Origin of the sequence: Sulfurovum sp. (assembly GCA_020525365.1) — a bacterium.
Taxonomy (GTDB): Bacteria; Campylobacterota; Campylobacteria; order Campylobacterales; family Sulfurovaceae; genus Sulfurovum.
The window spans coordinates 880,167-904,659 of record JAIZOF010000001.1 but is presented as its reverse complement, the minus strand read 5'-3'; the positions used below and the strand labels follow the sequence as shown (position 1 = coordinate 904,659).

The 24,493-nt window shown below is 37.2% G+C and carries 26 protein-coding genes; 12 read left to right on the top strand and 14 right to left on the bottom strand.

The window, feature by feature from the left end:
- Positions 1-4 precede the first annotated feature (4 nt).
- From LGB01_04565 to LGB01_04555, 3 genes are all read right to left on the bottom strand, one after another.
- The gene (locus LGB01_04565; GenBank protein MCB4753471.1) at positions 5-568 is read right to left on the bottom strand and encodes a pyruvate flavodoxin oxidoreductase subunit gamma; all 564 of its coding nucleotides are present in this window, start codon (positions 566-568) and stop codon (positions 5-7) included.
- Positions 569-686: 118 nt separating this feature from the next.
- Entirely contained in the window at positions 687-1,319 is a 633-nt protein-coding gene (locus LGB01_04560; GenBank protein ID MCB4753470.1) for an HAD family hydrolase, read from the bottom strand.
- Positions 1,303-2,922 carry an ABC transporter ATP-binding protein gene (locus LGB01_04555; GenBank protein MCB4753469.1) on the bottom strand — a complete coding sequence of 540 codons (1,620 nt, stop codon included), beginning with the start codon at positions 2,920-2,922 and terminating at the stop codon, positions 1,303-1,305. The genes LGB01_04560 and LGB01_04555 overlap by 17 nt, the downstream gene beginning before the upstream one ends.
- Before the next feature lie 163 nt (positions 2,923-3,085).
- Between LGB01_04555 and LGB01_04550 the strand changes: the two genes are divergently transcribed.
- From LGB01_04550 to LGB01_04535, 4 genes are all read left to right on the top strand, one after another.
- Complete coding sequence (locus LGB01_04550) at positions 3,086-4,696, top strand: hypothetical protein (protein MCB4753468.1); 1,611 nt, start codon at positions 3,086-3,088, stop codon at positions 4,694-4,696.
- Positions 4,697-4,710: 14 nt separating this feature from the next.
- Entirely contained in the window at positions 4,711-5,259 is a 549-nt protein-coding gene (locus LGB01_04545) for a hypothetical protein (protein MCB4753467.1), read from the top strand.
- Positions 5,260-5,415: 156 nt separating this feature from the next.
- The gene (locus LGB01_04540; protein MCB4753466.1) at positions 5,416-5,907 is read left to right on the top strand and encodes a hypothetical protein; all 492 of its coding nucleotides are present in this window, start codon (positions 5,416-5,418) and stop codon (positions 5,905-5,907) included.
- Between the two features lie 110 nt (positions 5,908-6,017).
- Complete coding sequence (locus LGB01_04535) at positions 6,018-6,563, top strand: hypothetical protein (GenBank protein ID MCB4753465.1); 546 nt, start codon at positions 6,018-6,020, stop codon at positions 6,561-6,563.
- Between the two features lie 4 nt (positions 6,564-6,567).
- On the opposite strand, the gene LGB01_04530 is transcribed toward LGB01_04535, so the two are convergent.
- From LGB01_04530 to LGB01_04520, 3 genes are read right to left on the bottom strand one after another with little or no spacing between them, the layout of a single operon-like run.
- Entirely contained in the window at positions 6,568-7,923 is a 1,356-nt protein-coding gene (locus tag LGB01_04530; GenBank protein ID MCB4753464.1) for an ABC transporter permease, read from the bottom strand.
- Entirely contained in the window at positions 7,920-8,894 is a 975-nt protein-coding gene (locus tag LGB01_04525; protein MCB4753463.1) for an ABC transporter permease, read from the bottom strand. Before LGB01_04525 ends, LGB01_04530 begins: the two co-directional genes overlap by 4 nt.
- The gene (locus LGB01_04520; protein ID MCB4753462.1) at positions 8,895-11,048 is read right to left on the bottom strand and encodes an ABC transporter substrate-binding protein; all 2,154 of its coding nucleotides are present in this window, start codon (positions 11,046-11,048) and stop codon (positions 8,895-8,897) included. It lies immediately after the preceding gene.
- Between the two features lie 293 nt (positions 11,049-11,341).
- Here LGB01_04520 and LGB01_04515 point away from each other — a divergent pair, with 293 nt between their 5' ends.
- The 8 genes from LGB01_04515 to pyrE all read left to right on the top strand — a co-directional run bounded on the left by LGB01_04515 (position 11,342) and on the right by pyrE (position 16,770).
- Positions 11,342-12,811: an FAD-dependent oxidoreductase gene (locus tag LGB01_04515; protein ID MCB4753461.1), complete on the top strand. Its 1,470-nt coding sequence runs from the start codon at positions 11,342-11,344 to the stop codon at positions 12,809-12,811.
- Between the two features lie 22 nt (positions 12,812-12,833).
- A complete protein-coding gene (locus tag LGB01_04510) occupies positions 12,834-13,007 on the top strand; it encodes a hypothetical protein (protein ID MCB4753460.1) in 174 nt (57 codons plus the stop codon).
- 117 nt (positions 13,008-13,124) lie between these two features.
- On the top strand, positions 13,125-13,946 hold the full coding sequence (locus tag LGB01_04505) for a peptide deformylase (GenBank protein MCB4753459.1): 822 nt from the start codon (positions 13,125-13,127) through the stop codon (positions 13,944-13,946).
- Between the two features lie 111 nt (positions 13,947-14,057).
- Entirely contained in the window at positions 14,058-14,252 is a 195-nt protein-coding gene (locus tag LGB01_04500; GenBank protein MCB4753458.1) for a hypothetical protein, read from the top strand.
- Positions 14,253-14,327: 75 nt separating this feature from the next.
- Positions 14,328-15,017: a Bax inhibitor-1/YccA family protein gene (locus tag LGB01_04495; protein MCB4753457.1), complete on the top strand. Its 690-nt coding sequence runs from the start codon at positions 14,328-14,330 to the stop codon at positions 15,015-15,017.
- Between the two features lie 109 nt (positions 15,018-15,126).
- Positions 15,127-15,471: a preprotein translocase subunit SecG gene (secG, locus tag LGB01_04490; GenBank protein ID MCB4753456.1), complete on the top strand. Its 345-nt coding sequence runs from the start codon at positions 15,127-15,129 to the stop codon at positions 15,469-15,471.
- A 134-nt stretch (positions 15,472-15,605) separates the two neighbouring features.
- A complete protein-coding gene (gene frr / locus LGB01_04485) occupies positions 15,606-16,163 on the top strand; it encodes a ribosome recycling factor (protein MCB4753455.1) in 558 nt (185 codons plus the stop codon).
- Position 16,164: 1 nt separating this feature from the next.
- The gene (pyrE, locus tag LGB01_04480) at positions 16,165-16,770 is read left to right on the top strand and encodes an orotate phosphoribosyltransferase (protein MCB4753454.1); all 606 of its coding nucleotides are present in this window, start codon (positions 16,165-16,167) and stop codon (positions 16,768-16,770) included.
- A gap of 42 nt (positions 16,771-16,812) precedes the next feature.
- On the opposite strand, the gene LGB01_04475 is transcribed toward pyrE, so the two are convergent.
- Genes LGB01_04475 through LGB01_04440 form a run of 8 tightly spaced genes read right to left on the bottom strand, consistent with a single transcriptional unit; the run spans position 16,813 to position 24,479 of the window.
- Complete coding sequence (locus LGB01_04475; GenBank protein ID MCB4753453.1) at positions 16,813-17,394, bottom strand: prepilin-type N-terminal cleavage/methylation domain-containing protein; 582 nt, start codon at positions 17,392-17,394, stop codon at positions 16,813-16,815.
- Positions 17,394-18,905, bottom strand: coding sequence for a GspE/PulE family protein (locus tag LGB01_04470; protein MCB4753452.1), 1,512 nt, complete (start codon positions 18,903-18,905; stop codon positions 17,394-17,396). Before LGB01_04470 ends, LGB01_04475 begins: the two co-directional genes overlap by 1 nt.
- Before the next feature lie 2 nt (positions 18,906-18,907).
- On the bottom strand, positions 18,908-20,941 hold the full coding sequence (gene gspD, locus LGB01_04465; protein MCB4753451.1) for a type II secretion system secretin GspD: 2,034 nt from the start codon (positions 20,939-20,941) through the stop codon (positions 18,908-18,910).
- Complete coding sequence (locus LGB01_04460; GenBank protein MCB4753450.1) at positions 20,928-21,761, bottom strand: PDZ domain-containing protein; 834 nt, start codon at positions 21,759-21,761, stop codon at positions 20,928-20,930. Before LGB01_04460 ends, gspD begins: the two co-directional genes overlap by 14 nt.
- Positions 21,745-22,260 carry a hypothetical protein gene (locus tag LGB01_04455; protein ID MCB4753449.1) on the bottom strand — a complete coding sequence of 172 codons (516 nt, stop codon included), beginning with the start codon at positions 22,258-22,260 and terminating at the stop codon, positions 21,745-21,747. Before LGB01_04455 ends, LGB01_04460 begins: the two co-directional genes overlap by 17 nt.
- Complete coding sequence (locus LGB01_04450) at positions 22,248-22,646, bottom strand: hypothetical protein (protein ID MCB4753448.1); 399 nt, start codon at positions 22,644-22,646, stop codon at positions 22,248-22,250. The genes LGB01_04455 and LGB01_04450 overlap by 13 nt, the downstream gene beginning before the upstream one ends.
- Entirely contained in the window at positions 22,646-23,563 is a 918-nt protein-coding gene (locus tag LGB01_04445) for a hypothetical protein (GenBank protein ID MCB4753447.1), read from the bottom strand. The genes LGB01_04450 and LGB01_04445 overlap by 1 nt, the downstream gene beginning before the upstream one ends.
- Positions 23,550-24,479 (bottom strand): hypothetical protein, encoded by a 930-nt coding sequence (locus LGB01_04440; GenBank protein ID MCB4753446.1) that lies wholly within the window; start codon positions 24,477-24,479, stop codon positions 23,550-23,552. The genes LGB01_04445 and LGB01_04440 overlap by 14 nt, the downstream gene beginning before the upstream one ends.
- Between the last annotated feature and the right edge of the window lie 14 nt (positions 24,480-24,493).

The following is a 24,493-nucleotide window of genomic DNA, read 5'->3' as shown; positions in this document are numbered from 1 at the left end:
TCTCCTACTTAACTTCGTTATACGCTCTAGTGATTGCTTGCATATTTCCATCAATAATCTTCTGTGGAAATTTTGAAAGAACCCTCTTCATATTCTCAAGAAAATAGTCCAATTCAAACATTCCAGAAATCTTAACAAATGCACCAAGCATTGGGGCATTTGGAATAGATCTTCCAATTGTATCAAGAGAAATCTGAATACAATCTACAACAAATACTCTCGCCTCCTTGCCCTGAAGTGCAGGAATCTCTTTTATGACATCTTCTTTACTCATGTGTGTCGTAATAATGTATTTTGTCGTCTCTTTATCATTCATAGTAATATCATCTGTCATTGCCAGTGCTGGATCTATAATCAAAACATAGTCTGGGTACATAAACTTCTCGTGTGTAATAATAGGGCTATCATCAATCCTATTATATGCTCTCAGTGCTGCTCCTCTTTTTGCTGAACCGTAAAGTGCAAAAGCCTGAACCTCTTTGCCTGTAGTAGCAACAATATCACCCAAACTCTTTGCACCGGTAACAGCACCTTGACCTGCACGGCTGTGCCATCTGATCTCTATCATGATTTCTCCTCTATCGTGGTTAAGTAGTTTGAATATATACCCAAAATACTAAATGTATCCCATTGTAATGATGACACTCTTAAATTGTGCTTGAAATTACATTTTTTTTAACTTCATATTATGATACGATGATAATCTTCACAGCTTCAAGTGCATTTGGTGAAAGATTTGATGTATATTGTGATAACTCTCTATACGAAACATATCCACATGTAACTGCAATACTCTGTATCTGTGCTGCCTCTGCTGCAAGAATATCCATGGATGTATCACCAATCATCCAACACCTCTTTTTATCAGCATTTAACTTTGATATAGCTTTTAAAATTGGTTCAGGATGGGGTTTGGGGTGAGTTACATCCTCTCTACCAATAAGTAAATCAAAGTATTGCATGATTCCCATATGCTCTAGCATCTCTTTAGAATATGCTGCTGTCTTTGTTGTCACAATGCCAAGTGTTGCATGCAATTTTGCCAACACAATTGCTTCATGTGCACTAGGCAACAACACTGTTTTTGTATTGGCAACCATTTGATAGTGTTCTTTATAAACAGATACATGCTCCCATACCTTTTCTTCTGAGACACCCAATGTTCGAAACATTATATCAAGAGGATGCCCTATCTCCGCCTTAATAGATGCTTCATCAGGTAACACTTCACCAAATGCACTTAGTGCCACCTCAAAACTCTCCAATATTGCTTCGGTTGAATCAATTAATGTACCATCTAAATCAAATAGTATGGTCATATCTTCTCTTTTGTATCAATGTCGGTACTGACGAAAGTAAGGTCTGTGTATAAGCATGTTTTGGCTTCTGCATCACCTGATCTACTGTTCCTTGTTCAACAATCTTCCCCTCCTTCATCACCGCTACTTCATCGGCAATAGAGGAGACAATAGAGAGATCATGAGTAATAAACAGATACGATACTCCCCTTTCAGCCTGAAGCTTTCTTAGTAATGAAAGTATCTCTAATCGTATCGAAACATCAAGTGCAGAGGTTGGCTCATCACAAATAATTAGTTCGGGCTCAACTGCCAATGCTCTCGCAATACCAATACGTTGTCGTTGTCCACCAGAAAATTCATGTGGATAACGATAGATCATCTCGGGATCCATCTCTACCGATTTTAAAAGTTGCTTCATGTAGATATCTTGTGTTTCTCTCTTTTTAGGACCAACTTGTAAACTTTCCATACCTTCTCTAAGTATCTCCGCAATGTTCATACGTGGGTTAAGCGCAGAAAAAGGATCTTGAAAAATTACCTGTATCTTCTGTCTGTAATGTTGCTTCTTTCTATCTGAAAGCATAGTTAAATCTATACCCTTGTAATGGATACAGCCTGCAGTAATTGGTACCAGAGAAAGAATTGCCTGTCCCAAAGTACTCTTTCCACTACCAGACTCTCCCACAAGTGCAAGAGTTTTACCTTTAGAAATAGCAAGTGTCACTCTATCTACCGCCTTAATATACCTAGTTGTACGCTGAAAAAATCCTTTTTTAATAGGAAAATAGACCTTAAGATTATTGATTTTAAGCAGCCTCTCTCCTACTCCATACTCCCTGCTTTCTTTTTCTCCTATTGTATCTTGTAGTAGCTTTTTTGTATAAGGGTGCACTGGGGAGGAAAAAAAGTGCTCACGGTCTGCCTCTTCAACAATCTCTCCACCATGCATTACTGCAATCCTATCTGCTACTTGTGCAACCACTGCCATATCGTGGGTAATAAAAATCATAGAAAGTTGACGCTCTTTTTTAATCTTGTTCAAAAGAGAAAGTATTTGTGCTTGTGTAGTCACATCAAGTGCAGTGGTTGGTTCATCGGCAATAAGCAACTCTGGCTCACATGCTAGTGCCATAGCAATCATTACCCGCTGTTTCTGTCCACCAGAAAGCTGATGAGGATACCAGTCATATCGTTTTGTAGCGTCAGGCAATGCTACCTCTTCAAAAAGTGAGATTACCCGCTCTTTTGCCTCCTTGCTACTGAGCCTTAAATGTAATTTGAGTACTTCCGCCACCTGCTCTCCAATGGTTATCACTGGATTGAGTGCTGACATTGGTTCTTGAAAAATCATTGCAATATGTTTTCCACGTATTTTTTGCATCGCATATTCGGGCAATGCAAAAAGTGATTTACCTCCAAGTAACACATCTCCACCTAAAACTTTTATTGCTTGTGGCAGTAGCCGCATGATTGCCAAAGAGGTAAGTGATTTTCCACTACCACTTTCTCCAATAAGTGCAAAAACCTCTCCTTGTCTAGCCTGTAAAGAAACATGGGAGACTATACTTCTATTTTTGGTACCAAGAGACAAATCTTGTATCTCTAAAATTACTGTTTTCATAACCAAATTATAATATATTATCAATAGTTTTTTGATAAATCTATATCCCGTGCTATCTATTTATATTTTATAATTGAATAATCATATTACACTTTTTTAATTAAATTTTTATGATAAAGCTAGTATAGTTTTTATATTTAATTGTAATAACAAGGATATTTATATGCCATTTAACGTAAAATATAACATATATATAGTTTTCTCATTACTTATATTCTTTTTATCTGCATGTGGAGAAGGGATTAATGAAACCAAGACTCCTCAAAACCAAGATAATAAAGGTCCTGTAGTAGAAATCAGTGGTACAGTTACCTATGATTTTGTACCAGGGTCAGCCAGAGGGCTTGATTATGACAATATATCCCGAAAACCAGTGCGTGGTACTGTTGTACAGCTCCTTAATAAAGAAGGTCGACCTGTTGCAACAACCATAACTGATAATAATGGAAGATATAGTGCGACAGTGCCTGAAAATACTGATATTAAGGTGCGTGTATTGGCAAAACTATACAAAAATTACCAACAAAATTGGCATGTTCAGGTTGTGGATAACACCAGAGGTGATGCACTTTATGTCTCAGATGGTTCATTGGCTCATATTGGAACATCATCTCAAATAAGAAATCTAAATATCCCTTCAGGGTGGGATGGAGACAGCTACAGTTCAAAAAGAGCTGCAGCACCTTTTGCTATGCTTGATACTATTTATACTTGTATGCAACTTGTACTTTCTGCCGACCCAACAATATCATTCCCTTTTTTGAAAGTAAATTGGTCTGTAAATAATGTTGCAGCTTCGGGATCCATTAGTCTTGGTCAGATTGGTACTTCTTCTTATTATGGTGGTCAACTATATATTCTTGGAGATGCCGATCACGATACAGATGAATACGATGATCATGTCATTGCCCATGAGTGGGGACACTATTATGAAGATCAATTCTCTCGTTCTGATAGTATTGGGGGTAGTCATGGTTTTGGACAGATGTTAGATATTCGTCTTGCTTTTGGTGAAGGATGGGGCAATGCCTTTTCTGCTATGGCTCTAAATGACCCAGTTTACTATGATACATCAGGATCACAACAATCAAGAGGCTTTAGTGTAAATATTGATCGTAGCTCAATAAGAAACCCTGGATGGTTCAACGAAAGTTCAATACAAGGTATTCTTTATGACTTATATGACAGTGGCACCGACGAATCGTTTGATACACTTTCTTTAGGGTTTGGTCCAATTCATCAAGTGATGACAGGGGCAGAAAAAAATGTTGGCGCATTCACTAGTATCTTCTCTTTTATTACCTTGCTCAAGAAAGCCAGACCTGATGATGCAACTGCCATTGATACTATTGTTAGACATGAAAGTATTGCACGCATTACTGATATTTTTGGTGGTCTTGATGGTGCCAAGCGTACCAATCATAAAAACAGTTATCCTTATACCAAAACTACTGGATCATCGCATAACCAAAGTGCAAGGGGGGTATCTACTAGTATAAGTTATGGCACCCCTAATAAACTTGGTAACCGTCGCTATATACGATTCAAAATTAATACAAATGGTAATTATACTATTACGGTCAACGGTTCAAATCGTGATAGTCTAGGTATTACCCTTTACCAAATAACACCTTCGCTCAAATATATAGTCGGAAAAACAAGCTCTTCAAGTCAAGTACGTATTGAACACTTTTTTAAACGAGGTAGTTATCTTATAGACCTAGGACACTATTACAATCCTTCAAGCGGAACATATAATATTACTATACGATAAAAAATGGAGAAATTATGAAACAAAAACTAATTGCATTAGGGATGATTGTAGGCACTTTCATGCTTGTGGCATTTCTAGAAAAAATATATACACCCAAAACAATAACAGGTACCACCATAGGCACCTACCATAAAACTGGTACACCTATTGATATCACCTATGCACTATCAAATCCCATAGAACCAGGTATGCGAGTCGATGTTGATATTCAACTTTTTACCGAGATTACAGATGGGAATATGGTAGTTGATATCTCACTTGATGAAGGTCTATTTATTTCAGGAACATTTCAACCTAAACAATATTTTACATTGAATCCAAATCGTGTTTATAAGCTACATTTTAATATTATTGTTGATCCTTCGAGTGACAGAAATGCTTTACATCATATTCACCTTCTTGCTAAAATTAAAAATCAAGGTTTTATGTCCTTTGCCGTACCAATCATTTCAGGAGATGGTCCATCAAATAAAGCACCGCTTGAAAGAGACTATCGTGATAATCCCATCTCAAGCTCTAATGCCGAAGAGAAGATTATCGACCAAGCGGGTACTACATTTTGATTTTTAAAAAGGTTACTAGTCAATGTCAAGAAAATTGAACACAGTATAGTAACTTAACAATTTATAATAAAGGATTACTTTATGTTACTTTCAACCACATATATCATACGCACACTATTCTTGTTGTTTATACTATTTTCATCTGCATGTGGAAATATGGATAATTCCTCGAATAATAGAAATGGCATGATTGCCATGAGCACCAATACAAAAATGAATACGCCTATCTATATTAACTATACAGTACCAGCTTCTACAAAACCAGGTATGTATGGCAATATTGATATTCAAATTTTTCCCAATTTTTATATAGAAAAAAATACAGAAGAAAACATGACGGTTGAACTTCAGATTGATGAAGACCTATCTACTACAGGAACACTTCAACTTAGTCTCACCAAACAGCAGTTTACGCTAAAACAAAATGGTACCCATCAATTACATTTTACTGCCACATCTGATACGGACGGTCTATATTATATACGTCTTGATATTAAAAATTCTTCTGGATTTTTTTATAGTTTTGTTGTGCCATTTGGCGTAGGAAGATATGATACAGGAGATACAGGATGGTGTAAAGTTATTAGTAAAAATGGTAAGCATGTCTGTATTTCCAATGAAGTTGAAGAGGAGACTGCTAATCCCTAAAAAAGATCTTATAATTTATTCTCTACCATTAAAAAACTAGAGATTAAGATATAATAAAGTATGATGTTTAGTATATTTAATTTATGAAGTAAATTTTAAGGGGGTCCATATTGTTCTTAATCAAATATATTGTACGTATAACACTCTTTTTAATTGTACTCTTTTTAATTGCATGTGGAGGTTCTAATACTGTCTCAAAGACCATTGTTGACACCTCAAGTCCTATGAGTGCGTCTATTGGTATTCGCTACACAATACCAGTCTCTATGGAACCAGGTGCGCAAGGTGATATTGATATACAGTTCTTTGTCGACAATACTGTAGAAGAAGAAAATATAGTAGTTAATATCTCGTTTGATGAAGCTTTATCTCCTCCAAAAACATTTGAACGGAGGAAGCAATTTACATTAAAACAAAATGATACCTATGGGTTACATTTCCCTATTACTGTTGATGCTTCAAGCAACAAGGATGCTTTGTACTATATTCGACTCTATATTGAAGTACAAACCAATCGACCTAGCCCAGATATTAAAAACTTTGCCATACCAATCATCATAGGGAATGGTCCATCAGACAAAATATCGTCTGAAAGAGATTATCGTGATAATCCCATCTCTGGTTCTGATGCAGATGAAACAATCATTGATCGCTAAAATCTTATAATCTATTTCTTGGGTCAAGTACATGTTGTACTCTATCCGATAATAGATTGGCTGCAAGCACCAAGATGAACATAAATATAAAAGAGGAGAAGAGCGACCACCAAACCATCGGTTCTCTTGCCATCTCTAACCTTGCTTGGTTAATCATATTTCCCCAACTGTACATTGTCGGATCAACCCCAATCCCCACATAAGAGAGTACCGCCTCAGAAAGTACTAAGCCTGAAAAATCCAATACTACTGATATAAGAACAATATGCATAAGGTTAGGCACAATATGCCGCACCATAATATACCATCTACTTACCCCAAAAGCTTTAGCAGCAGTAACATAGTCCATTTGCGAGATGCGCAGTGTCTCTGCACGCAAAAGACGACAGAGTCCTGTCCAGCTAGTCATACCAAGAATAAAAATAAGAAAGAGTAGTCGTAAGTCAGAACGCTCTACGGTCGAGGCAAACCAGTCGGTATGATTTTCCATCATCACCTGCATCATCAATACCCCAGCAGCAATAAGCAATACCCCAGGAATGGAACTAAGTGTAGTATAAAGGTACTGAATAAGGTCATCTACCCATCCCCTAAAGTACCCAGCACTTACTCCAAGAAAAATAGCAAGTGGTAGCATTACCAGTGTAGTCAAGATGCCAATAAGAACCCCTGTACGTATACTTTTCAATGAAGCGTACAGCACATCACCACCTACCTTGTCTGTACCTAGAACATGGTAGGAGAAACTCATGATATAGAGCCACGTTAAGACAATAACAAAAAGTGAAAAAATACCATACCCAGTTCGCCATGGCAATACTGTCTCTCCCTGCCATACAACCCTGATATGCTCTTTGAGACTACCCTCTTTTGTCCAAAGAAGATGCAATAATATGACTATTATAGAAAACAATACACCCATCTCCAATACAGGAATAGTCTTTTTCCATGGATCTTCCATGGAAACATATCTAAGTGGTAAATTCTCCTGTCTGCTTACTCCATCCTTTCCTACAATAATTGATTTGGCATACTCTGTGGTTGCAAAGGGTGCAGAGTATGTACGCTCACTGTAAGATTTTTGATGTATCATCGCTATATCAAGAAGTGAAATAATCTCTCCTGTATATATCCCCTTATGTTGCTCCACCTTTGTCACTTTAAAGTGCACAGAATCAAGCAGTGTAAAAAATATATAGAAAATAAGTGTGATTGCTGATGCCATAGCAATCTTGGAATGGAAAATAGCATACCATTTTTGCCTTACCTCTACCAAACGTGAAAGCTTCCATCCCCATACACCAACCATAACAACAAGTAGCCACACCAACATATCAGTCCACAATAAAGCAAGTCTCATAGTTTCACCCTTGGGTCAAAAAGTGTGTAAGAGATATCGGTCAAAATGAGCCCTGTAATATAAAGTACTGAGCCCAAAAAGACCATTGCTTTTACAATGGAAAAATCCTGTGCATTGATTGCGTCAATAGTGTAAGAACCAAGACCTGGTATGCCAAAGAAAGACTCCATAATGAGACTACCCATAAATAAAGAAGGAATTATCACTACCACACCTGTCAAAATGGGAAGCATTCCATTTCGCAATACATGTCCAAAAAGTACGTGCAACTCAGAAAGCCCCTTAGCCCTAGCGGTACGCACATAGTCCTGATTTATCTGTTCAAGAAAAATTGAACGATACCAGCGCACTCCTGCTCCCAATCCAGCAAAAATACCAATCATGACTGGCAGAATAATAAATTTTATGCCGCCCCAATCATCTTCGTAACCCGAAATGGGTACCCAATGCCAGATTTTAGAAAAGAGTACCTGACCAGCAATAATATAGAAAAGTCCAGAAACCGACATAATCATCACCGCAATTACCATCATAGATGCATCAAATACCGATCCACGAAATAAAACAAGCAATAGTGCAAGTGAGATATTGGTAATGAGCGCAATCAGAAATGTTGGAACAGCAATGTATAGCGAAGGACCCATACGCATCTTAATATCTTCACCAATATCACGATTAGCATCAGATCGTCCAAAATCAAAAGTAAAAAGCTTCAACGACTCATGGAAGAAGAGTGTGTCAGTAAACCTCTCTACTCCTTCTAGTTTTCTATTATAAAAGAGTGGCTTATCATATCCTCGCTCCTCTTTCCACGATTTTATCATCTGTGGAGTTACCTGCTTGGCATTCAACTGTGTACGAGCCATATCATCAGGAGTATTGACCATAAAAAAGAGTATAAAAGTAATAAGGTTTACTCCAATAAGAATGGGGATGGCATAGAAGATACGCCGTATGATATATGCAAACATTTACATCTTCTCCTTTTTGATTACTATATGCTGCTGTTTTCGATAAGCCCTATAAAGTCCAATAAAAAAAAGTAGCAATATTACAATAAACCCGTAGAGTGGTGCTGTAATTGGCTGATTCCACTGCTGTTGTTTTTCTACCCGATTCTTAGGGTCAATACGCTTATATTTGAGTGTATTGTTTGCCATGGCATGAGGAAAGACATTCTTATACCATTCATGCATCAGTGTAAGTGACTTGGGATAGAAACCCCAAACCCATGGTGCATCTTCTCGTACAATCTGTAACATCTGTTCTATCTTTTCTAAGCGTTTTGTGGTGTTTTCCATAGTCTTTATCTCATCAAAAAGGTGGTCAAAAGATGGGTTTTTGTAGTTTGCACTATTGATTCCTACGCCACCTGTATCGACAGTTGCATTGGGACCATAAAGCAAAAAGAGAAAATTCTCAGGGTCCGGATAGTCTGCATTCCAGCCCCAACTAAATATCTGCACCCTACCTTCACGTACCTTCTCCTGAAAACGATTATAATCCGTTGCACGTATCACCAGTTCAATCCCCAATTTTTCAAACTGCTTTCGTCGCCAATCCATAAGTGCTCTATCATCTGGACCTATTGCAGTCGTATCATAATAGAGCTTGAGGCGCTTACCTGTTTCTGTGCTAATACCATTAGGATAGCCTGCTTCAGCAAGTAGCTTTTTGGCTATTGTAATACTTTTTCTTACTCGTTTACCATCTACCCAATCATACACTACAAAATTGGTTCCCTTTATATCTTTTTCATATCCAAATATTCCTGGAGGAATAGGGCCTTGTGCTGGAACACCACGCTCATTCATAAAGATAGAGATATACTCCTCTTGATCTTGGGCAATACTGATCGCTTGGCGTAGTTTCTTTGCTGCTTCACTGTATCCGCCTACTACAGAATCAACCATGTTAAATGCCATATAGAAAACAGAGGGCTGTACCGTTCCTTGCATCTGTATACCCTTGGCTTTCATCTCCTTGCTTAACCCCATATTGCCAGAAGAACCTATCTGTACTGCCTGATCAAATACTTCAGAACTAATACTTGAAGCATCATAGTAGCCCTGCAAAAACTTATTCCATAAGGGAATACTCTCTTTCTCTAGTGTATAGACTGCTTTATCAATAAAGGGTAACAGTTTTCCTGCATCATCCAAAAATGATACAGAAACTCCTGACGAATTAATCTCTTCAGGAGTCAATGATGGATAGTATTCCTTATGAAAGAGTGGGTTTTTTCCAAGCACTATCTTCTGATTGGGATTATTCTCTACCAAGCAATATGCTCCTGTTCCTACCGGCGCAGTATCTAAGGAGATATTTTTTTTCCTCAAACCATCCTGCTGATAGAAGAGGTCAACCTCCCAAGGAATAGGGGCAAAAAAGTTCATGCTCATCCAGTAGAGAAACTGTGGGTATTTTCCCTTAATAGTAATTTCAAAAGTGTGTCCATCTATCACCCTGATACCTTCGACATCATAGTTTCGAAGATCAAGTCTCTTCTTTGCTTGATACATCTGCTTAGCAATTTTTGTGATCTTTTGAGAAAACTGTTTCAACCCAACAATATACTGTGCCATTGTATCAAGAATAGGAGAATGATACTGCCTGACTGCCATACGTTTAATGGCATACACATAATCTTCTGCCAATAGTAATCGACTCTTTTGCTTTGGGAAGTCTTTGACTGATTTAACACTTGAAAGCTGTACTTCATTTAGCCTACCATAAAGTAGTCTTCCCTTATGGTCTTTCACAAAAGCTGCATGCGGATAGTACCTTATGTCATCTCTAAGAGAAAAGCGATAGCGAGTATAGGCTACCCTCTTCTCTTGCGTATTAACTACAGACATATTTTTATCTAAATACAGTACTTCTGGCAGAGATGTTAATGTCAAAGGCTCTAGTGTGTAAGGACGTTTTAAGTAATTATACTGCAGTGGTGGCTCATAGATTTGCCCCAAAAATATCCATTCATTGGCACTATAGGAACGTACTGGGTCAAAGTGTTTTGGTGGTGAGGTAAAGAGAGTAAAAAGTGTATTGTTTTTAACCTCTTCTTTGGCATAAGGCATATTCCAAATTGATGCATGAAGCAATAGTGTCATCAGCAGAAACAAAAGTATGCTTCGAGAAAAATAGAACAACAATTAAACCCTGCCTTTAATACTATTAAGATATTAATTTAAATTGATTTTACCATAACTTATCTATTGAGTAGCTCAAAGGATATTCTATAGAAAATTACTCTATTTCATCAAATTATTTGAACATAAATACTTGAGAGTTTCTTTTTAAATGGGGTTTTTATAACAAAAAAGAATAATTAAAGAAAAAAAAATAGAATTTAATTTGTTTTTAAAAAAGGTTACTCTAAAATGAACTTGTAAAAATTTCAACAAAAAGGAAGGCTATGGCACGATTAGTAGTAATGGGTGGTGGTGTCTCTGGACACACTGCCGCAACATTTGCAAAAAAATGGCTGGGTAATGAACATGAAGTAGTAGTCGTTACACCAAACTCACAGTGGAACTGGATCCCATCTAATATTTGGGTAGGGGTCGGCCAGATGAATAAAGAGGATGTTACATTCCCTCTTGCACCAGTATATAAAAAAGCGGGTATTGATTATAGACAGGCAAAAGCAGTCTCTATTCATCCTGAAGGAAAAACAGATAGTAATACACCTTATATCACTATTGAATACACAGGTCAAGGTAAAGAAGGACAAACCGAGGAAGTTACTTATGATTATCTTATCAATGCAACTGGTCCAAAACTAAACTTTGATGCAACACCAGGACTAGGTGATGGCAAAGGTGGTATTGGGAATCATACGGTTTCTGTATGTACTGCAGACCATGCACTTCACGCAAACCTTGAACTACAGAAAATTTTCAATAAGGCAAAAACAGAGAAACAAAAAGTACTCATAGGTACAGGTCATGGTATGTGTACTTGTCAGGGTGCAGCATTCGAGTACATCTTTAATATCGAACATGAAGCAAGAAGAGCGGGTGTTAGAGATAATCTTGAAATTCAATGGATATCTAACGAATCCTTTCTTGGTGACTTTGGAATCGGTGGACTACACATCAAACGTGGTATGTACGCAGCAAGCTCCAAGCTTTTTGCAGAGTCTCTCTTTGTTGAGCGTGGTGTCAAGTGGATGATTGGTGCACATGTCAGTAAGGTTAAGAAAGGTAAGATTGAGTATGAATTACTTGATGGAACAACCGGTGAAGAAACCTTTGACTTTGCAATGCTTATTCCTCCGTTTGCCGGTGTTGGACTCAAAGCATATAATAAAGATGACGAAGATATGACAGATAAAATTTTCGCACCAAATGGATTCCTTAAGGTTGATGCAGACTATACGCCAAAACCATACGAAGAGTGGAAAGCAAGCGATTGGCCAAAAACCTATCAGAACCCTGAGTATAGTAATATCTTTGCTTGTGGTATTGCGTTTGCACCACCACACCTCATCTCTAAGCCAATGAGCTCACCAAATGGTACACCAATTAACCCAACACCACCAAGAACGGGTATGCCTTCAGGTATCATCGGTAAAGCAGTCGCACACTCTATCTGTGACCTTATTAAAAATGGTTCTGGTGCACATCTACATGAAGCTTCTATGGGAGAAATGGGTGCAGCATGTGTTGCTTCTGCAGGTAAGGGCTTAACTAACGGTACCGCTGCAGCATTGACTGTTTACCCTATTGTGCCAGACTTTGAGAAGTATCCAGGCATTGGACGTGATCTTGATTATACATTTGGTGAGATTGGACTTGCAGGGCACTGGATTAAACATATCCTCCACCACATGTTCATCTATAAAGCAAAACTTAAGCCAGGCTGGACTTTGATCCCTGAATAAAAAAAGAAAAAGGAGAATTACCATGGGTAGCGTAGACCATTCAATTAAAGAAAATATCAAGCCTTACGAGGCAAGCTTTGGAGCGATGGTGCCAACACCATTTGTTAAATTTATGAGAACATGCCTTATTTGGCAGGGTATCCGATTTATTATCATCAATGTGAAGATGATTCTTGTGGTTCAAAAAAGCCACTAACTTTTCTTGTGGGCACGTTTGCCCACACCCTCTTTTTACTATCAGCCCTTTCTAAAATTTTTAGCTTAAAATACTTTGGAAAAGGTTGACCATTTACCCCAACAAAGGATAAACCCAATGATAAAAGAAGTAATTGTCTATCCTGATAACCGCATTCTTGCTTGTGGTGATGTACGTGGCTTCGATGAAAGTGTCGGTAGGCTCTTTAATGATATGAAAGAGACTATGGAGCATTATGGACTTGATGCACTAAGCGCCATACAGGTCTCTCACCCATTTAATATGTTCATTGTTAAAAAAGAGGGGGAGTATATTGAGTTTGCCAACCCAAGTATTCTTTCCAAAGAGAAACTTTTTGAAGCAGAGGAGCAAAGTAGCTACTACCCTAATATCACAGCCATTGTCCCACGCTATGAAAAGATGAAAATTATTTATGAAGATCGAAATGGAAAGACCTGCTACATGAATGTAGATAGCGACAGGCACTTTGCCACTATGTTTCAACAAATGATGGACTTCTCCCTAGGTGGCACCATGCTAGACCGTATAGATACAGATCAACGACAACATATTCTTGATACAATTGAAAATAAAGAATCTACACCCAAGACCAATGAGGTTTGTCCTACATTCTCCAAAAAAGATTACTTTGTTAGCTTTGCAGATAAACTACTCTTCTTTATGGGTCTTTCGCTACTAACCCCAATTTTTAATTTGAATCAAAGTACCATAGAAAATATCTACATTTTTGACAAGATTACCTTTCCAGCCATAATCCTACTTATGATTGGGTTTTTCTTCTACGCTCAGTATGAAGCAAAACAGTACAAACAATGCTCTTCCTGTCAGATAGGAAACAATATTGGTGTCATCATAAAACGTGGAGTAATAGCCTTAGTATTTGCTGTAGGGGCATACTTTTTGGTCAATCCTAATTAACCAAACAACACCTGACCTAATACCTTATATTAGTTATATAGATAGAACCATACGATATAATTCTACTGTTTTATTTGATGCAATTTTATACAAACTTGGAGACAAGATACAATGAAGCGAATATCTTTTTTTATTTTTCTCTTATTTTTAAATGGTTGCGTTGATACCCCTGTCTCTCAATCTGAACAAAGCATCATAGCAAAAACTGTTATTAGGGAAAATAAGCTTGAAGCTGAAAAAGCGCGTGCTGAATATATTGTACTGCAAAAGAGACGTCAAAAAGAGGCGCCATCTGAGTTTAAGTAATGAATTAACCTTAGATTAATCTCACTCGATTATACTTCCAATAGTATAGAAAAACCCATATTAAAAGGATTATTAATGGCTTTATATGATAGAGACTATGCCTCTGCTCAACAGGCAGGCTATACACAAGAAATTGCTTCGGTTGACTTTATAAAAAAGACATATCAACTATTGGCTGCTAGTATGATTGCTGCAGCAGCAGGCGCTTATGTAACTATGCCGTATGTGATGGAAATCATGCAATACAAATGGCTCATCTTTGGAGCAGAATTGCTTGTACTCTTTTTTGGGCTTAGCTTGACCAAAGGGAAACCTGGGCTTAATCTTGCAATGCTTTTCATTTTTACATTTCTTACTGGTGTTTCACTTGTACCACTTTTGGCATCTTTTATTGGTGCTGGAATGGGTAGTGTTATTGGAAATGCATTCTTGATGACCTCTGTACTTTTTGGAGCACTGAGCCTCTTTGCAATCAACTCTAAAAGTGATTACTCTAGCTGGGGGAAACCACTTTTTATTACAATGATTGTAGTCATCATTGCTTCATTGGTAAACTACTTTCTGCTTCAAAGCCCTCTAATGCACATCATCATCACTGCGGGAATACTACTTCTTTTTAGTCTATTTACCATCTATGATACACAGAATATCGCAAATGGAGCCTATGACTCTCCGGTTGACGCAGCCGTATCACTCTATATTGATTTTCTGAATATGTTTACTGCGATGCTTCAGTTACTTGGAATCTTTGGAAGTGACGACTAAATCCCTCCACTAAAGCCCTATATGCAGGGCTTTATCACTCTTTTAATAATCTTTAGATATAATCGCCCAAATTATTGCTTCTATTACAGTAGCACCTAAAGAGGAAATCATGACATCAACATTACTAATTATTCAAATAATACTGGCTATTGCTATTACTATTTCTGTACTACTTCAAAAAAGTTCAAGTATTGGTCTTGGTGCATACAGTGGAAGCAATGAGTCTGTTTTTGGTGCAAAGGGTCCCATGGGTTTTCTTGCCAAAACAACATTTATACTTGCATTGGCATTCATTGTTAATACACTTTCACTTGGCTACTCTTATACCAAAGAGAGTCAAAGCTCAGTAGCAGATAAAATTATTCCTAAAAACAACCAAATTGTACCCCCTGCACTTTCCCCTAAGGCACCAGACGCCCCATCTGCTCCTGTTGTACCAGCAGCTACCAAATAAAACCGTTAAAGAAGCTTTTAAATTTTTATATAATTATGCTTCACCTCCTCCCTTTTCTCTTCTGTTTCTCGAAGTACACAAAAAGCTAAAAAAGGGTAAAATTCACTCAAACTTATCACCCTAGGAGAGGACTTATGATAGAAGAGATTTATGAACACATCACAGAACACATGAATAAAAGTATTGAGGCATTGAAGCGAAACTTTGTATCTCTACGTACAGGAAAGGTTACAACTAGCATTGTTGATAATATCAAAGTGGACTATTATGGCACCCCTACTCCGCTCAATCAGATTGGAAGTGTTATTGCTATGGATGCAACAACAATTAGTATTACACCGTGGGAAAAACAGCTTCTTGGCGATATTGAAAAAGCAATTCAAGAAGCAAATATTGGTGTCAATCCAAATAACGATGGTGACTTTATTAAGCTTTTCTTCCCACCGATGACAAGTGAACAGAGACAGGAGATTGTTAAACAAGCTAAAATAATGACTGAAGATGCTAAAGTAGCTATCAGAAATATCCGAAAAGATGCCAACAATAAAATTAAAAAATTTGAAAAAGAGAAAGAGATTAGTGAAGATGAATCCAAAAATGCACAAGAAAAAATACAGAAGGTTACCGATGAATATATTGGAAAAATTGATGAACTATTCAAAACAAAAGAAGTAGATATTCTAAAGGTTTAAGGTGAATATAGAACAGATTTACAAAGACACAGATGCACTTTTAGAAGGACATTTTCTTCTTGCAAGTGGTAACCACTCTTCACGCTATCTACAAAGTGCTAAAGTGTTAGAGTATCCAAAAAAAGTAGCTGAACTAACAGATGTACTTGCCAAAATGATCCATGATTCAAAAGTGGCAGTGGATACTGTCTGTGCTCCGGCACTTGGTGGTGTATTAGCAGGTTATGAGCTTGCTCGCTCCCTTGATGTGCGCTCTATTTTTGTTGAAAAGAGAGATGGAAACATGGAACTTCGTAGAGGATTTACAATAAGCCATGGCGAAAAAATTATCATTTGTGAAGATATTATTACAACAGGTGGTTCTGCTCTAAAAGCAGCACAAACAGTTGAGGCACTTGGGGGGAAAGTGGTTGCGTTCGCATCTCTTGCAAATCGTGGCTTTTGTAGACGCATTGGAGGAACAAATAAGCCAAAACCAGAATGCAAACTTCCTAAAGATGTACCACTTTTCTCACTTGAAGACTTTACCTTTGAAATGTATAGCCCAAAAATATGTCCTATGTGTAAAGAGGGAAGTGTTGCAATTAAACCAGGAAGTAGTAGTTAGATTTTTCTTAGGATAACCTACACTCTTTTAAAGAGTAACTGATTATTCAGGAAGAATACGGGAGCCACCACTAGGGTTTTTTACTCTTTTTTTCTTTTTTAAAGCCTTTTTTTTATGTATTTTAGGTTTTGTTATTCCGCGAACCATAAATACTATTGGCTTCTGTCTTTTTTGCTGCAAAACCACAAGTACCTTGTCTTCTGCCCAGTTTACATCAAAAAGTGTCACAGACTGCATAATTTCATCAACTTCAACTCGCTCATCATCTTTGATTGGTAGATGAAATATTGTACCTTCTGCTCGCACAAGTGTATGCTTATGCTTTAAAACGATCCAACAAACTTTAACCTCAGAAAGACCATAGAGAGAATTCTTTGTTTTTTCCATACAGAGCCTATCGTACTCACCATTCACAAGAGTCAAATTACCATCTGAACTAGCAATATCAAGAAAAAAAGTTTGCATGGATACTGTCTCTTTTTTTTCTGTATTTAAATAATTATAAATCTGTGTATTGGAGTCTTGGAGTAGATCGACTGTTTTATAGAGTGCAGGGAGAATGAGTCCCATTAGAGCAATAGAGATAAGCACCTCTATCAGTGTGAAACCTTCACGTCTGTTCATTAGTTATCCATTAATCCAACACGAATTGCCTCTTCATAACTTGTTTCACCAAAAAGTACCATCTGCTTAAGTTTGTTGGCTATTGTAATCATTCCTTTTTTCTTCATTTCTTCTCGTACCTGATGATCATTGAAGCCATCTTTCATCATAGTCTTCACCTCATCATCAATAATAAAAATTTCTCCAATTGCCTGGCGTCCTTTATATCCAGTAAAATCACACACTTTACAACCTACTGCTTCAAAGTAAGTTGCATCCTTTGGCAGGTCTACCTCTTTTAAAACTACTGCTGGTAACTGTGTCTTTCGCTTACACTCTACACAAAGTTTTCGTGCCAAGCGCTGTGCTAGTACACCAAGTAGTGTTGAAGAGATAAGAAAATTTTCAATACCCATATCCATCAAGCGACTCAAGGATGAAGTTGAGTCATTGGTATGTAGTGTAGAGAGAAGAAGGTGCCCCGTTAGTGCTGAGCGCAAGGCAATATCAGCAGTCTCTGAGTCTCGTATCTCCCCAACCATAATAATATCTGGATCTTGTCTAAGGATAGAACGTAACCCAGATGAAAACGTAAGTCCTGCCTTATCATTAACTTGTATTTGAGAGATATTTTCGGCATTGTACTCTACTGGGTCTTCAACTGTAATAATATTCTTATCTGGTGTGGCAATATGTTGCAAACATGCATGAAGTGTAGTCGATTTACCAGACCCTGTAGGTCCAGTAACCAATATCATTCCATGGGAGTGGGCTAGTAAGCGATGTAGGCTTTGAGTAATATCTTTATGAAACCCTAAAGATTCTAATGTAGGAATATGGTCACTTTGTGCCAAAATACGCATAACTACCCGTTCACCATGATAGGTAGGAAGAACAGAAACCCTCACATCAAGTGTTTTTCCTGAAATAGTGATCTGTGTACGTCCATCTTGCGGAATGCGCTTTTCTGAAATATCTAAGTTTGAAATAACCTTGATACGATTGATGACGAGTCCAATAATCATTTTATCAAGATCAAGATGTTTTGTTAGAGCACCGTCAATACGTAGACGTACCTCACCCTTATACTCCCCACTCTCAATATGAATATCACTCGCTCCTTTTTTAATTGCCTGAAAAAATAGTGAGTTCACTAGCTTAATAATGGGAGCAGACTCTTCATTGGAAAGAAGATCTTGTGAATTTCGAATAAACTCTAACAGATCCGTCTCAACCTCGATAAGCTCCTCTGTTGCTGTAGACATCTCTTCGAAGTCTGACCCAGTCTGTATCTCAAGAAACTTATTGTTTAAACGTTCAAAACTCTCTGCGTCAACCATAACTACAGGATAATCTATCTCTAGCCTTGCTAGATGATTTAGTGCATCACTTATATTTTCTTCCCTGATAACTGCACTCTTTTCACCCTCTATTTCTGAAAAAAGTAAAAAATACCTGAGTGCAACCTTGTGATTAATTTCATCTTCAAAAAGTGGCTCAAGGTTGACATCTTGCAGTCGTGTAAACAACATGGCTAAAATGCCTCCAATACTTTATTAGATGTAGAAGAGTTTTTATGAGATACTGCTTGTGGCTTATATCTAATACGTCGACTTGCTGCAGATGGTGGCAAAGGTACATCTATCTTTATATCACCTGCCAATCCTTCTTCTGCTCTTTTTTCTAATGCCTTGCCTACCAATTTACTATACTCTGCTTGGATTTGATCGAGTTTATCAAGATGACGCTTAAGCTCCTTAAGCTCATCACTTCGCCTAACAATATAAGGTGTAAGATAGATTACCACATTAGTCACACGGGTAACATCTGAAGTATGATTAAATATTTCTCCTAGCACAGGAATGTCGCCAAGAATTGGTAATCTTGCCGTACCCCTTCCTCCAGTATTCTTAATAAGTCCACCAAGGATAATCATCTCCCCATTATTAACAATAGCAGTAGTCTTAACATTACGTTTAGTAGTAGTAGGACGGTCAGTATTAGGTGATTCCGTATCAAGAACATCTTCAATAGTGGTCTCCACTTCAAGTGTAACCTTATCATTACTCGAAAGTCTTGGCTTAACCTTGAGGGTTAAACCAATATCTTCTCGATTATAGCTGTTAACTACTGGAGAACTTCCTTGTGTTGATTGTCGTGCCTGTGTCAAAATGGAACGGGTCTGCCCTACATAGATCTCAGCCTCTTTGTTATTGGTACAAAGAATAGAGGGTTCACTTAAAATATGTGCTGCCCCATTTTTACGAAGAAAATCAAGTTGTGCACCAAGGGCAAAAACTTCATTGGTATCACTAAACTTAAAAGTAGGATTACTCTCTTCAACGACATTACCGTTTGAATCTGTATAGGCTGATTTGCTGTTTGTATTTAAGAATGCCAATAGTGCAGGTGATATTTGTAGCGCTGAAGCTGCTCCCATATTTCCTGTCAATGTGTAGAGACCATTTGATGTAATAGAACCCCCATTAATATTGTACTTCGCTCCTACCTGTTCAGCAAGATTTTTATCAATCTCCACAATACGTGCCTTCACATAAACTTGTGTCTTGGGAATATCAATCTTACGTACTGTCTCGCGAATATTTTTAATCTGCTCTCCTGTTGCAAGCACAATAAGTGCATTACGCTCCACATCAGAGACTACCATTGCCTTACTCGGTATCTTGGCTCCTCTCTTGGTTTGCTTAATTCTTATATTGTTCATCTGCATAATCAACTTTGAAAGTATTTTTTCCATCTCTTCAACATTAGAATTCTCTAGACGAATGACATACATCTTCTGAGTCTGATCTTCTCCCTCAATATCAAGTTGATCAATATAGCCAATCATTCGCTGGATATTCTCCTCTTTTCCCACAAGAATAATAGAATTTGTTGCAGCATCCTTAAAAATATCTACCTTTTCACTTTCAATAGTTTGAGGAAAAAGTCTTTTTGCCATATTCTGTGCATTTGAGAAAAGATCCTTGACACTAGAATGCTCAAGATGAATTACTCTCGAATGTTTTACACCACGCCTCTCAAGAACATTGATAAATTTGGAAAGCGACTTGAGTGTACGTGGTGTAGCAGTAATAGCAAGTACATTATTTTCCTTAAAAGAGATCACTTTATCATTCCTATTCAATAATGGTTTGATTTTAGCACGTATCACAGCAGCATTGGAGTTCTTTAGGGGAAATATCACTGTTTTCATAGTATCCCCCTTAATAGAACTACTCACGTCAAGTCCTTCACCCGCTGCTATGGAACCCTTAACAACCTTATAGAAATCACCCTGATCTATGAGTGTCAACCCTATGTTGCCAAGAATAGAGTTTGCAAAAGGGATTAGTGATGACTTTTTGATTGGCTTTTGGGAGATAAAATTAATTTTTCCCTTAAGCTTCGTATCAATCAAGATATTCTTGTGGGTAACCTTAGAAACCATTTCGATAAAGTCTCTAACACTCATATTTCGAAGATTGAGATCAACTGTATCTTCCTCTGATGACCATACTGTGGTCACAATCAGCATAACTACCAGTAAACTCTTAATTAATTTCATATTCTAACTCCATCTCTATATTTCCTCTTTGTATTGTTAATGTCAGGTCTGTGGCATTTTTAGCATCTTTATAAGCATCAAAGGCCGCCTTATAGCTATCAAGTGATCTACCATTGATTGACTTAAGCACATCATGTCGCTTAAGCCCCAACTTTGCAAAAGGAGTACCTTTCTTAACAAAAGTAACACGAAAGCCCTTTATTGTGCCGTCATGCTTCCTTATCTCCATAATGCCAATATTCTTAAAAATATCATCCATATTCTGCGTATAGTGCTCTAGTAAGGAACGGTCAATAATTTTCATATCATCTTTTACATCAGTAATCTCTCCAAGAGGTTCTGCCTGCTTTTTGTATGCCTTATGTACAAATATACTACGACTATTGGCTACTGATTCTTTTGCATGAAATAGGGTTACCTTGTACTCTTTGCTCCCTTTGGTAAAAATGGCGTAGGTATTAGCTGCACGATCAAGTACAAATCCATTCACCGCTTCTCCTCTACCTAAAACCTTACTTTTTCCTCTATATTTAACAGTTACCACTGTTGTGTCAGATGCATGGTATATCCCCAGTAACACAATATCACGGATACTTCCTATCGATTTTTTTGGTAATTTTGGTCGAAACTTAGGAAGGCTATCAGAGGTTAATCTGACCCTATAATAGAGTGGTTTTATTTGCTTCTGTACTGCATGGTCTACTCCTTGGGTAGAGAAAAAAGAAAGTCCTATTACAAACCACAGCAATTTAGCCAGCAACAAAGAAAAAAGTATTATAAGAAGTTTCTTGATCAAAAAAGAACTAAAAAGTGGTTTCATAGTACCATCCTTTCTTGCCTTGCTTCAAATAACGCTGTATTGCTCCCATATGTTTAGTCTTCTCAAAATCCATATGAAGTACTCTTTCCTTAAGTGACAATACTCCTTTGGCTATTCCGAAACTACCTTTAGATTCAATATAAACTGTTAAAGGAGCTATCATAGAGTATGTTAAAAATAAATTTTCAATACGTTCAGGTAACATTGATTTAAGCCCTTCATCTACATCAAGTCCATGCACTGTTATACGGGTATATGCCAAAAGAGTCAAAAACTCTACTTCATCAATGTGCGCAACCTTTATTCCCTTAGTATATATAGAGACATCATGTAAATTAAAATGAAATATACTCTCTTCAGTGGATGCTTCATTAATCTCAATACCCTCTTTCGCAAGTTCTTGCTCAAGCCTGAAGTACATCTCCTCTTTTGGCATAAAAAGGAGCAACACTCCCCATACAAATAATAGACCTACAAAAAACCGTTTTACCATTTGCACCGTATCTCCATTTTGTAGTATTCTCCATTCTTTGTAATATTAAGTGATTCAAGTTGAACAGCAATATTTAAGAGTTTTGTCATCACACGATTAACTTCTTTTCCAGTCAGGGTATTAAAGGTTGCTGTCAATCGCTTTCCTTTTTGTGACCACAATACTTTATTGCGAGGTAGCATTCCTTGAATACGTTTAAGCCTATTATCAATACGCTTATCTACCCATATCTTCTTCAAACTAACTGTCTCTTGAAGTGATATAAACTCTTTTGCTACCTTTTGACTTGCTTCTGCCTTTATTGCATGATGAGAAAGTTTATAGATGAACATACTCAGGGCAAAAACAAATGCTACAGATACAATAAGTTCATTCTGGTAACGTTTCCACATTATATATTTCCCCCAATACTAATCTTGCTACCAGTACTTTTTCTTTTTATAAATCCAGCACGTGAAATACGTGTTTCTAGTTTTTTGATAACCTTTTTATCTTTAACCTTAAAAGTTGCCTTAAAAGTTTTACTATTGATCTCAAAATGGGTCAATATAACTCCTCTAAAGGTTAGACCAGTCACTTTACTTACAATCTGACGTTTTTTTCTCTCCTGTTTATCAATTGTACGGTATCTTGTGATAATACTTTCTCTCGCATAGGCATTCTGAAGTGCTGGATATTTACGACGAAGTGTGTCAAGTTTTGTCTGTAAATGGATATCTTTTCCTCCATAACGCTGTCCTTCAATCAGCCATATAATTCCAAAAAGAAATAAAATGGTTGCTAATGCTGCCGTCTGCTTATGTGTCAATGATGAAGCATCACCAGTCTCTATCAAAACCCCTCTTTGTGGTCTAAAACGTTCTCCAAAGGTAACAAATCTTGTTTCGGAAAGAACCTGAAGTGGCACAACAACAACAACCTGATCAATAACACTCAATGCTTTTTTTTCATCAAGGGGTACTGGTAAAGAGAGATACTCTACTGCTTGCTGAGTAAAAAAAAGTTTTCCAATCTTCTCTGAGGTAATCCCTTTTGAGGCAAGAAAATCCATAATCTCCTTAGTATCATATGCAATAAAAACCCATAAATCCTCTTCCTTGTAGACAAAATAGTCATACTCCCCATTCTCCTTGAGCAATCCATCAAAAAGTGATGGAGCAACTTTTTTTGCCTGATAAGTAAAACGGAAAGGTAATGTCTCTTTTTTTATAGTATAGAACTGAGGTGTTAGCATTATATCTACCATATCCTCAGGGGATATCTCCTCCATATGGTAATGTGCCAATACCAAACTCTTATTGTTTCCCATAAAATACAAAATCTTTCACCTCTCCTTGAATGTCAACAAATGAAAATACATAGTTCTCTTTCTGGTACGTATAGCTTACTTTACAAAAAGAGCGGTCTATGAACGTATCCGCAAAAAGTATTTTATCGTAAGTAATACCATATCGTCCCAGCAGTATTCTAAAAGCTCCTTCAGTTTTAACCCAATCCTCCGAGAGTATTGCGCTGTCAATATTGAAAAGTATTGAGAGTAGTTTTGCAGAAAGATAGTCTCCTGCTATTCTATTCTCTTCAGGAGCTTTCGAAGTAGGATGAAATACAAAATATTTCTTCCATGGCACTTTTCCTACATTGGGATCATCTGTTTCAAACTGATAGCGATTCAAAATTGCTTCAAACTGTTGATACGATACGATACCATTTTTTTGTTCCATCCTGCTTTGTGTCTGATATGAAAAAGTCTCCTTTGGATGTACCGATTCATCAATCATCTCTTCTAGTCTTTCAGGATTTGAAAGTTCATACTCCAAAGCTAGTACCTCAAGAACTTGTTGCGCCGCATTATACTGTTTTTGCATTAATGATTTGCTTTCCATCCCTAACCAATTAATATTGATTCCATTATCCATAGGATGGCAAGAAAATAGAAGTGAGAAACGTCCATCTTCAGACTGAAGTGGTATTGGACCAAGATAAAGTGTATTATAGAGGATTTCTCGCTTTTTAAGGCGGGAAAATGTCTTTTTAATGTTAGCAAAATAGAGATTAGCTTGTATGAGAGCTTTGGTTGAAGAGGCATCTTTTCGTGCTGTATCAAGATAGCCCACAAGTACCCCAGTCAATGCAATAATAACTGCCAAAATAGACAATGTAAGAAATAGTGCAAATGCTCTTCTTCTTACATGAAGGGTAGTAGCAACAATAAAAGATTTATCCATTCTCAAAGCTCTGT

Coding starts and splice junctions, on each gene's coding strand:
- LGB01_04565 (MCB4753471.1), bottom strand. CDS start 568: ATGATAGAGATCAGATGGCACAGCCGTGCAGGTCAAGGTGCTGTTACC.
- LGB01_04560 (MCB4753470.1), bottom strand. CDS start 1,319: ATGACCATACTATTTGATTTAGATGGTACATTAATTGATTCAACCGAA.
- LGB01_04555 (MCB4753469.1), bottom strand. CDS start 2,922: ATGAAAACAGTAATTTTAGAGATACAAGATTTGTCTCTTGGTACCAAA.
- LGB01_04550 (MCB4753468.1), top strand. CDS start 3,086: ATGCCATTTAACGTAAAATATAACATATATATAGTTTTCTCATTACTT.
- LGB01_04545 (MCB4753467.1), top strand. CDS start 4,711: ATGAAACAAAAACTAATTGCATTAGGGATGATTGTAGGCACTTTCATG.
- LGB01_04540 (MCB4753466.1), top strand. CDS start 5,416: ATGGATAATTCCTCGAATAATAGAAATGGCATGATTGCCATGAGCACC.
- LGB01_04530 (MCB4753464.1), bottom strand. CDS start 7,923: ATGAGACTTGCTTTATTGTGGACTGATATGTTGGTGTGGCTACTTGTT.
- LGB01_04525 (MCB4753463.1), bottom strand. CDS start 8,894: ATGTTTGCATATATCATACGGCGTATCTTCTATGCCATCCCCATTCTT.
- LGB01_04515 (MCB4753461.1), top strand. CDS start 11,342: ATGGCACGATTAGTAGTAATGGGTGGTGGTGTCTCTGGACACACTGCC.
- LGB01_04510 (MCB4753460.1), top strand. CDS start 12,834: ATGGGTAGCGTAGACCATTCAATTAAAGAAAATATCAAGCCTTACGAG.
- LGB01_04505 (MCB4753459.1), top strand. CDS start 13,125: ATGATAAAAGAAGTAATTGTCTATCCTGATAACCGCATTCTTGCTTGT.
- LGB01_04500 (MCB4753458.1), top strand. CDS start 14,058: ATGAAGCGAATATCTTTTTTTATTTTTCTCTTATTTTTAAATGGTTGC.
- LGB01_04495 (MCB4753457.1), top strand. CDS start 14,328: ATGGCTTTATATGATAGAGACTATGCCTCTGCTCAACAGGCAGGCTAT.
- secG (MCB4753456.1), top strand. CDS start 15,127: ATGACATCAACATTACTAATTATTCAAATAATACTGGCTATTGCTATT.
- frr (MCB4753455.1), top strand. CDS start 15,606: ATGATAGAAGAGATTTATGAACACATCACAGAACACATGAATAAAAGT.
- LGB01_04475 (MCB4753453.1), bottom strand. CDS start 17,394: ATGAACAGACGTGAAGGTTTCACACTGATAGAGGTGCTTATCTCTATT.
- LGB01_04470 (MCB4753452.1), bottom strand. CDS start 18,905: ATGTTGTTTACACGACTGCAAGATGTCAACCTTGAGCCACTTTTTGAA.
- gspD (MCB4753451.1), bottom strand. CDS start 20,941: ATGAAATTAATTAAGAGTTTACTGGTAGTTATGCTGATTGTGACCACA.
- LGB01_04460 (MCB4753450.1), bottom strand. CDS start 21,761: ATGAAACCACTTTTTAGTTCTTTTTTGATCAAGAAACTTCTTATAATA.
- LGB01_04450 (MCB4753448.1), bottom strand. CDS start 22,646: ATGTGGAAACGTTACCAGAATGAACTTATTGTATCTGTAGCATTTGTT.
- LGB01_04445 (MCB4753447.1), bottom strand. CDS start 23,563: ATGGGAAACAATAAGAGTTTGGTATTGGCACATTACCATATGGAGGAG.
- LGB01_04440 (MCB4753446.1), bottom strand. CDS start 24,479: ATGGATAAATCTTTTATTGTTGCTACTACCCTTCATGTAAGAAGAAGA.